Source organism: Membranihabitans marinus (genome assembly GCF_019802045.1).
Lineage (GTDB): Bacteria > Bacteroidota > Bacteroidia > Chitinophagales > Saprospiraceae > Membranihabitans > Membranihabitans marinus_A.
Genome location: NZ_JAHVHU010000023.1, coordinates 37041 through 46268, shown reverse-complemented (window position 1 = coordinate 46268; position 9228 = coordinate 37041). Strand labels below are relative to the sequence as shown.

The window sequence follows — 9228 nt, the reverse complement described above, 5'->3', positions numbered from 1 at the left end:
TGCTTCACTCCAATTTCAATTAAAAGAGCTTCAGAAAATGGTTTATGGTGCAAAGCGTGAACGCTTTGTTCCTGCGACTGCGGACAACCAGTTGAATATATTCTCCGAACCTGAATCTGAAGAACAGACAGAGCTGGAATCTACTACCGAAGAAGTCTCCTACACCAGAAAGAAAAAGAAAAAGCATCGGGGCAGAAATGCCTTCCCCGATCATCTGCCTGTAGAAGAGCAGGTTATTGAGCCGGAATCAACCACCGCCTGGGATTTGTGCGTCGCGTTGATGAAGAACGGCCTACTGGCGAAGCCCACACATGGTAATATTATCCGGTTTGCGCCGCCACTGGTTATTCAGGAGGAGGAGTTGAACGAAGGGCTGGATATTATTGGGAGAACATTTGAAGAAATGGAGTAGTGGTTTGTAGTTTGTGGTTTGTGGTTTGAAACCGTTGGTGGAAGCCCCTTGCAGTGATAATTCCTTCGATTAATTACAATCTCTATCTTGATGAAGTCACAATGACATTTCTAAATACTACTTTTGAAAAAGCAATATCTGAATATCAAGCACCAAAAGACAAAATAGTAGTTGGAGGTTTCTCGCTGGGAGGGATGAACGCAATAAGATATGTAGAAATCTCAAGAGAAAATCCTGATTTAACAGCAATTGAACCCACTGCGGTTTATGGAATAGACCCACCATTAGACTGGACAAGAATTTACTATACATTTCAGCGAACAAAGGATTTAAATTTTTCGGAAGTAGCCGTTAACGAGGCAACGGACTATTTATCCAAACTCGATGAGCAATTCGGAGGTTCCCCAGATAAAGTGCCAAATATCTACATTAAACATTCGATGTACTCAAAAGCAGTAAAAAATGGTGGCAACGCGAGATTTTTAATTGACGTCCCGATTAGAATTTATTCTGATCCGGATATTGATTGGCATTTAAGAGAAAGACAGACGGACTATTATGATATGAATGCGTTAGACCAAACAGCCATGATTAATGAGTTAAGGATATTGGGTAATGAAAATGCGGAATTTATTAACGCGTTAGGTAAAGGATATCGCTTAAACGGTACGAGACATCCACACTCTTGGTCGATTGCAGAACCCCATGAATTGATGAAATGGATAATCAACAAACTGACATAAAAAGGGTGCATAACTACAGGGTATTTAGCTCACAGCTTAGCTTTTGGTTCATCGAAAGGATAAAAATGTTTAATGCTGTGGGATAGTCAAACATCTATGTTTCCAATATCAACAGAAAGCGTCATATAATGAAGGTGCTTATTACGACATAGAGCCCTGCGGATTGCTATAGTTGCAACTCGCAAAGCTCTGGATGTGAATCCACGTGAGTGGGTGAAACAAACTCCGTATATCTTCCGTTCACGACGGAAATCTTAGCTGCTTTTACACAACGAACTATCTATAAACACTTTATACAAAATTAGAAAGCCAATGAATATGTCAATCGCCAACAAGACTCCGTTTATAAAAAACATTTCACCATTTCGATCCTTAGAATTAAAAGCCACCTGATTGATGCACCTGGTCCTGGAAATCACCCTTACTGATACTGACATCCAACAAAAATCAGTCAGTAATTAGACATATACAGTTAGATAAATTATGAAAATCACACCACTTGTTTTTTGTTTCGTACTATTCAGTCTGTTTACTGCTTGTTCCCAAAAATCTGCTAATACCAATCATAAAATGGAAATGGAGTTTATCAAAGCGGCCAGAAACAACGATATAGAGCAACTTCAAAACTTATTAGAACAAGGCGTTGATATCGAGACCACCGATTCCCACAAAAGAACAGCATTAATGGTAGCGACCTACGAGAATCATGTAGAAGCATCCAGCGTGCTCATAAATTCCGGTGCCGATGTCAATGCACAAGACGATCGGCTGGAAAGCCCGTTGCTTCACGCCGGAGCCAGCGGATACCTCGAAATTCTTAAAGCCTGCCTTGCTACCGGCAAAGCTGACCATCTGGTACTGAACCGATATGGGGGCACAGCACTGATACCTGCCTGTGAGCGAGGTCATACAGCAGTTGTACAGGAATTATTGAAAATAGCGGACTACCCCATCGATCATATCAATAACCTGACCTGGACAGCCTTAATGGAAGCTATTGTTCTGGGCAACGGTGGTCAAACCCATACGAACATTGTTCAACTTTTGGTCAATGCAGGCTGCGATGTCAACATTCCGGATAAGGAGGGCATCAGCCCGCTTCAGCACGCCAAAAAAAGGGGATTCAAAGACATTGTGGCTATTCTAGAAAAAGCCGGAGCTCAATAATCACTTCACAAGTATATGGTAACCACCCGTGTCACTTGCGCTCTAAAGCTTTTCATTGAACTCCGAAGGTGTTCAACCAGAACATCTTAGTTTTTGATACGGTTTTTATATCTTTAAGAAGTGCGTTAATTGTTATAAGCTGATCCCACTCCTCAAAATGTTGAAAATCATGCGTCACCCCGCTTATTAATTTCCCATAATTCACTATATTCAGCCATTGATTTGCCCCTTGTAAAGGAAACCAGTACAACACAATGCCCGCTGCCAAATATATAGATTATACAGCTAAACTTCGTTGGACACCTACAGAGAATAATCCCACGAATATTACCCGAATCGTCCGACTTGACCTTTTTTGGACGGTCGAAAAATAGAAAGAAAAATGTTTTATTATTGGTACCGTGTTAGCCGAATTTTATTGGCCCGAAACTTTCAAAAACAAGTAGACATCCAGACTGAGCTCAGCCGAAAGTTTACCGTTCGGCTGTTGGACTGCGATGGAATGCGTGTCATGACAGCCTCCCAATATGCAGCTTATATGGACTTTATCCGGTGGGAAATGATTGCCCGATCCAGGCTCTATCAGGAAATCGTGTTAAAGGGGCTGGCCCCCACCCTGGGTTCTCAAAAAATCATCTACAGGAAGCCGTTGAAACGCTGGACCTCATTTACTTTAAAATTACGAACGGCTGGGTGGGACGAAAAGTGGATTTATCATATCCATCAATTTGAACAAAAGGGTGAAATAAAGGCAGTCGGCGTAACAAAAGCCTTGATTTGGAAAAAAGACAAACCCCAGCTCCTCCAACATATCCTTAAAAAGATCGGCGTTCAGGATCTCCACAACCCGCCGCCTGACTGGGTCAGTCATTTATTTCAACACGATGGCGATATTCTTAGTGGCCGCTTGGAGTAAAAAAGTATCGACCAATGAATTCGAAAATCTTTCCATTTATCTGAACTCTGATACTACCACTTCATCTCATGAGACTCTATTTTTAGCATAAGCGTATAAATATCCCTATCTTGCGCACGCTCAACGACAATCGACAAATCATGAATAAAAAACTAATCGTCCTCACCGGCGCCGGCATGAGCGCTGAAAGCGGCATCAAAACCTTCCGGGACGCGGACGGTCTCTGGGAAGGCCATGACGTGCAGAAAGTAGCTACCCCTCAGGGTTTTCAGCACGATCCGGATTTGGTCCACGAATTCTACAATCAACGACGGCGGCAACTGCTCGAAGTCAAGCCCAATCCGGCCCATGAATTCTTGGCCGAACTTGAATCGGATTTTGATGTACATATCATCACTCAAAATGTGGACGATCTTCACGAACGGGCCGGCAGCAGCCAGGTCCTTCATTTGCATGGTGAATTACTCAAAATCAGAAGTCTGCAGGATCCCGGCCGCATCATGGAATGGAAGAAGGACCTCACCACAGCATACAAAGATGACGATCAACACACCTACCGGCCCCACATCGTCTGGTTCGGGGAAGCGGTCCCCATGCTGGAGCAGGCAGCGATGCTTTGTCAGCAGGCCGATTTGTGCATTGTGATCGGAACCTCTCTACAGGTCTATCCGGCAGCTTCTCTGTTGGATTACTGCCCACAGGATATACCCATCTATTACATCGATCCCAACCCCGGTGACATCGGCAGCTTTCAGAATCAATCTCAAATCGAGGTTCTTCCCTACCCCGCAACCCAGGCCATCGTACACCTTGAAAAAATACTAGCCGAATTTAAATAATTTTATTTATTGCTATGAACCCCCAATTCATTTCAAAAGCCAAAACCAAAATGTCATTTTTGTTTCAAACTGTCATTTTTTAACAATTATGACATTTTAATCCCACCTAACACCAGTAAAACTTTTAAATTTATTCATTTTAAGCTTTGGGCGTCTGATTAATATTTCCTACTTTTACCGATTCAATGCAGGAAATCAACTATTCATATCATCCATTTTTCCCTCGCCCCTCAAGGGCAAGGATTCCGCACGATCGTCGATGCTAAATCGACGAGCCTGGTCACACCCACCCCATTTTATTTATTCCTGTAGCATTATTTTATTTCAATTTTATTAATCAATGGACATTCAATTACATATAGGCAACGAAGACCATGCGATCTACGCAGAGGAAATCTGCGCTGAAATTGAGAAATCAGCCAAAGTCCGGGGGACGGGAATCGCCAAAAGAGAACCGGAATACATCCGGCAGAAACTTAAGAACGGCAATTCGATCATTGCCCTGGACGGTGATCATTTTGTGGGGTTTTGCTATATTGAGATTTTTCAAGGGAAAAAATATGTTTCCAATTCGGGACTGATCGTCAAGGATACCTATCGAAAAATGGGGATCGCCAAAAAAATAAAATACCGGGTTTTTGAATTGGCCCGAGACAAATTCCCGCAGGCCCGTATCTTTGGCATTACAACGAGCCTGGCCGTGATGAAAATCAACAGTGAATTGGGTTACAAGCCGGTCACTTATTCTGAATTGACCCAGGATGACGAATTTTGGAAAGGGTGTAAAAGCTGCCCCAACTACGATATACTGATGCGAAACGATCGAAAAATGTGTTTATGTACGGGAATGCTGGCAGCCTCAAAAATAGAACAAATTAACAAAGAACTCATTGACAAAAAATCAAAAGAAGATGAAGAATAAAAAATTGGTACTTGCATATAGTGGTGGATTGGATACGTCCTATGCGGTGCGGTACCTCAGTGACAAAGGATACGATGTTCATGCCGCTATGGTCGATACGGGTGGATTTGATGAAGAAGACATCCTGGAAGCCAAAGAAAAAGCACGGATTATGGGCGCCGCTTCTTTTCGGGTGCTGGATGTACAACAAGCGTACTACGATCAATGCATCCGATATCTGGTCTACGGAAATGTGCTTCGCAACAACACCTACCCGATGTCTGTATCTGCAGAACGCATGATCCAGGCACTGACGCTCGTAAAATTTGCCAAAGACATCAACGCCGAAGCGATCGCCCATGGAAGCACCGCAGCGGGGAACGATCAGGTACGATTTGATCTGGTTTTTTCCGCACTGGCCGAAGGAATCGAGATTATCACCCCGATCCGGGATCAAAATTTGTCGCGCGAAGAAGAAATGGATTACCTGATCAAGCACGGGATTGAAATGGATTGGTCCAAAGCGAAATACTCCATCAACAAAGGACTATGGGGAACCAGTGTGGGCGGTGCGGAAACACTGACTTCGGATCAGGCACTTCCGGAAGAAGCGTATCCGAGCCCGTTAAAAAAGACCGAACCCCGGGATCTGGTCCTTCATTTTCAGAAGGGTGAATTAAGTGGCATTGATAGTCATCAATACATTAATAAAGTGGAGGCCATAAAACAACTTCAGTCCATCGCTCAAGACTATGCCATCGGACGGGACATCCACGTCGGCGATACCATTATTGGAATCAAAGGACGGGTTGGGTTTGAAGCCGCTGCCCCCATACTCATCATCAAAGCGCATCATCTTTTGGAAAAACACACGTTGTCCAAATGGCAATTACACTGGAAAGATCAACTCGCCAATTGGTACGGCATGATGATTCACGAAGCCAAGTTTCTGGATCCAGTGATGCGGGATATCGAAGCTTATCTCGAGAGTTCGCAGGAAACCGTGACCGGGACTGTCAATGTACGACTTCACCCCTACCGTTTTGAACTTCAGGGCATCACCTCTGAAAATGATCTTATGCAATCCAAAGCCGGGCAATACGGAGAAACCAATAAGGCCTGGGATGCGGACGATGCCAAAGGGTTTATCAAGATCTACGGCAACCAGGACATTATTTATCATCAGCTGCATAAAACCAAAAAATAATAATGAAAGTCGCTATTGCAGGAGGTGCTGGCTATACCGGCGGAGAGTTGCTTCGTCTATTGCTCCAACATCCAAAAACAAAGGTTACACAAGTTCTAAGTCGGAGTCAGGCTGGTCAACCAGTATGTACTATCCATCAGGACCTCGAGGGAATAAGTACACTAGAGTTCAAAGAAGATTTAGAGGCAGATTATGACGCCCTATTCTTGTGCATGGGCCATGGACGGAGTGGCCAATTTTTGGAAGACAATCCCATTCCAGACGATAAGATCGTCGTGGATTTATCCAATGAGTTTCGATTTGCCAGTCCCGATCACCAGTTCACCTATGGTCTACCCGAGTGGCAAAAAGAAAAAATAAAAAAAAGCCGAAAGATCGCCAATCCGGGCTGCTTTGCCACCGGAATACAATTGGCCCTCTTGCCATTGGCTCAAGCCGGCTGGCTGACCGGGGAAATTACGGCAACCTCCATCACCGGGTCCACCGGGGCAGGACAACGACCTTCTCCGACCACTCATTTTAGCTGGCGGAACAACAATCTGTCTATTTACAAACTGGGAACGCATCAGCACATTCCTGAAGTTTATCAAAGTGTCCAGGACCTCCAACCCGACTATGACCATCCGGTCATTATGGTTCCTGTTCGCGGTGATTTTCCAAGGGGTATCTTTTCCAGCATCATCACAGATACCAGCCACAGTGAAGCCGAATTGGTCCAGCTTTTTAAGGATTATTACGCGGACCATCCTTTTACCATCGTGACCAGTCAGGACCTCGATCTCAAACGCGTCGTTAATACCAACAGAGCGTATCTGAAGGTCGATAAAATAAAAGGAAAAGTGCACATCACCAGTACCTTGGATAATCTGCTTAAGGGCGCCTCCGGCCAAGCCGTTCAAAACCTGAATCTGATAGCGGGCTGGGAGGAAACGACCGGCTTGATACTAAAACCAACCATCTATTAAAACAAGCGCACATGAAACTATTTGATGTTTATCCCCGATTTGATGTCAACATTGAACGGGGGGGCGGAAATTATGTCTACGACAATGAGGGCACAAAATATCTCGATCTGTATGGCGGCCATGCCGTGATCAGCATTGGTCACAGTCACCCGCATTACATTGAACGTATTCAGGGCCAACTCGAAAAAATCGGGTTCTACAGCAACTCAGTGGAGATGCCCATTCAAAACGAACTGGCCACTAAGCTGGGTGAATTATCCGGTTACCCGGATTACGATTTATTTTTAGTCAATTCCGGCGCCGAGGCGATCGAAAACGCACTAAAGTTAGCTTCGTTCGTCAAAGACCGGTACAAAGTCATCGCTTTTGACAATGCGTTTCACGGACGAACCTCCGCCGCAGTCCAAGTCACCGATAATGCCAAAATTCAGGCGCCGCTAAACCGGGGCATCGAAGTGATCCGCTTACCCTTGAATGACCCGGAGGCTCTGACTGCTCACATGAGCGAAGCAGTTGCTGCTGTGATCGTGGAGGGGGTTCAAGGAATCGGGGGCATGGAAGAACCCGATGGTTCCTTTTTGACATTAATCCAGGAGCTCACGAAAAAATATGATTCAACCTTTATCATGGATGAAATCCAAAGCGGATACGGCCGAACCGGCCACTTTTTCGCGCATCAAATCCATCCGGATGTTCGGCCTGACCTGATTACGGTCGCCAAAGGAATGGGCAATGGCTTTCCCGTGGGCGGACTCTTAATCCATCCTCGGTTCAAAGCATCACCGGGCTTGCTGGGTACGACATTCGGCGGAAATCAACTGGCTTGTGCAGCCGCATTGGCTGTACTCGAAGTATTCGAAAAAGAGGAGCTGGTGCATCAGGCGCAGCAGACCGGAGATTACCTGATCGGACAGCTCAAGAACATCCCGGCGATCCAAGCCATCCGGGGACGCGGTCTGATGATTGCGATGGATCTGGACTTCCCGATTAAAGAATTACGGAAAAAATTAATCTTTGATCAAAAAATATTTACCGGTTCCGCGAAATCGCCGAATACCATGCGATTGCTTCCGCCTCTGACCGTAAAGCCGGAAGAAATTGATATTTTTGTGCAGGCGTTTACTGAATTAGTCGAAAAATCATGAAGCATTTTATAAATACCGATGAAGTAGAAGATCTTGTAGCTTTGGCCAACGAAGGCCTGGTATTGAAAAAGCAAGGGGTGGGTAAAAAGCCCGGGGAAGGCAAAGTACTGACCTGCCTGTACCTCAACCCCAGCTTACGCACCCGACTGAGCACAGAGATCGCGGCACGTAAACTAGGAATGGAATGCATCAATCTCGCGGCCGATAGCGCCTGGAAGCTGGAAACACGCAGTGGCATAGTCATGGACGGCGACGCCGCAGAACACCTCAAAGAGCAGGCGGAGGTATTGGGTCGCTATTCGGACATCATCGCCATTCGGGCTTTTCCCTTGTTAAAAGACGCCCAGGAAGATTATCACGATGATTTTATTACCCGGTTTGCCAAATACTGTGACATACCGCTGGTCAGTCTTGAGTCCGGTTCTTTGCATCCCTTGCAGGGTCTGGCGGATCTGATGACGATCCAGGAAACGAAAAAAGTGGCTCGGCCCAAAATCGTTTTGACCTGGGCCCCACATCCGCGCCAACTTCCTCAGTCCGTTGCCAATTCATTTAGCCGAACCATCCAGCAGGCCGGGTTTGACTTGACGATTGCCTGTCCGGAAGGCATGGAGTTATCCGAAGAATACACCGGTCAGGCTACCCTCGTCCATGACCAGGAAGAAGCATTTGAGGGAGCTGACTATATCTATGCCAAGAACTGGTCCTCCTTTCACGATTATGGCCGGACCATTCAACGACCGGACTGGACGGTCACGCAGGAAAAAATGAGCCGGACCAATCAAGGTCGGTTTATGCATTGTCTGCCTGTCCGTCGAAATGTGGTAGTGTCAGATGACGTGTTGGATTCGGAAGCTTCGCTGGTCGGCCAACAGGCCGAAAACAGAATTTACGCTGCTCAGGCCGTATTGAAAAATCTATTGAGCCAATAAC

9 protein-coding genes and 1 pseudogene are annotated in these 9228 nt (G+C 45.5%); all 10 read left to right on the top strand.

Annotated elements, in window-relative coordinates:
* A pseudogene (locus tag KUV50_RS18385) lies at positions 1 to 412 on the top strand (hypothetical protein); the annotation flags it as partial.
* Positions 413 to 513: 101 nt separating this feature from the next.
* Positions 514 to 1155: a hypothetical protein gene (locus KUV50_RS18380; RefSeq protein ID WP_222581673.1), complete on the top strand. Its 642-nt coding sequence runs from the start codon at positions 514 to 516 to the stop codon at positions 1153 to 1155.
* Between the two features lie 576 nt (positions 1156 to 1731).
* Positions 1732 to 2322 carry an ankyrin repeat domain-containing protein gene (locus KUV50_RS18375; protein ID WP_222581672.1) on the top strand — a complete coding sequence of 197 codons (591 nt, stop codon included), beginning with the start codon at positions 1732 to 1734 and terminating at the stop codon, positions 2320 to 2322.
* A gap of 382 nt (positions 2323 to 2704) precedes the next feature.
* Positions 2705 to 3238, top strand: coding sequence for a thioesterase family protein (locus tag KUV50_RS18370; protein ID WP_222581671.1), 534 nt, complete (start codon positions 2705 to 2707; stop codon positions 3236 to 3238).
* A gap of 140 nt (positions 3239 to 3378) precedes the next feature.
* Entirely contained in the window at positions 3379 to 4077 is a 699-nt protein-coding gene (locus tag KUV50_RS18365; protein ID WP_222581670.1) for an SIR2 family NAD-dependent protein deacylase, read from the top strand.
* 340 nt (positions 4078 to 4417) lie between these two features.
* Complete coding sequence (locus tag KUV50_RS18360) at positions 4418 to 4999, top strand: GNAT family N-acetyltransferase (RefSeq protein ID WP_222581669.1); 582 nt, start codon at positions 4418 to 4420, stop codon at positions 4997 to 4999.
* Positions 4989 to 6185 carry an argininosuccinate synthase gene (locus KUV50_RS18355; protein WP_222581668.1) on the top strand — a complete coding sequence of 399 codons (1197 nt, stop codon included), beginning with the start codon at positions 4989 to 4991 and terminating at the stop codon, positions 6183 to 6185. The genes KUV50_RS18360 and KUV50_RS18355 overlap by 11 nt, the downstream gene beginning before the upstream one ends.
* A gap of 2 nt (positions 6186 to 6187) precedes the next feature.
* Positions 6188 to 7150, top strand: coding sequence for an N-acetyl-gamma-glutamyl-phosphate reductase (gene argC, locus KUV50_RS18350; RefSeq protein ID WP_222581667.1), 963 nt, complete (start codon positions 6188 to 6190; stop codon positions 7148 to 7150).
* A gap of 11 nt (positions 7151 to 7161) precedes the next feature.
* Positions 7162 to 8295, top strand: a complete 1134-nt coding sequence (locus KUV50_RS18345) for an aspartate aminotransferase family protein (protein ID WP_222581666.1) — start codon at positions 7162 to 7164, stop codon at positions 8293 to 8295.
* The gene (locus KUV50_RS18340; RefSeq protein ID WP_222581665.1) at positions 8292 to 9227 is read left to right on the top strand and encodes an N-acetylornithine carbamoyltransferase; all 936 of its coding nucleotides are present in this window, start codon (positions 8292 to 8294) and stop codon (positions 9225 to 9227) included. The genes KUV50_RS18345 and KUV50_RS18340 overlap by 4 nt, the downstream gene beginning before the upstream one ends.
* Position 9228: the final 1 nt, after the last annotated feature.

Coding starts and splice junctions, on each gene's coding strand:
- KUV50_RS18375 (WP_222581672.1), top strand. CDS start 1,732: ATGGAGTTTATCAAAGCGGCCAGAAACAACGATATAGAGCAACTTCAA.
- argC (WP_222581667.1), top strand. CDS start 6,188: ATGAAAGTCGCTATTGCAGGAGGTGCTGGCTATACCGGCGGAGAGTTG.
- KUV50_RS18370 (WP_222581671.1), top strand. CDS start 2,705: ATGTTTTATTATTGGTACCGTGTTAGCCGAATTTTATTGGCCCGAAAC.
- KUV50_RS18340 (WP_222581665.1), top strand. CDS start 8,292: ATGAAGCATTTTATAAATACCGATGAAGTAGAAGATCTTGTAGCTTTG.
- KUV50_RS18360 (WP_222581669.1), top strand. CDS start 4,418: ATGGACATTCAATTACATATAGGCAACGAAGACCATGCGATCTACGCA.
- KUV50_RS18365 (WP_222581670.1), top strand. CDS start 3,379: ATGAATAAAAAACTAATCGTCCTCACCGGCGCCGGCATGAGCGCTGAA.
- KUV50_RS18380 (WP_222581673.1), top strand. CDS start 514: ATGACATTTCTAAATACTACTTTTGAAAAAGCAATATCTGAATATCAA.
- KUV50_RS18355 (WP_222581668.1), top strand. CDS start 4,989: ATGAAGAATAAAAAATTGGTACTTGCATATAGTGGTGGATTGGATACG.
- KUV50_RS18345 (WP_222581666.1), top strand. CDS start 7,162: ATGAAACTATTTGATGTTTATCCCCGATTTGATGTCAACATTGAACGG.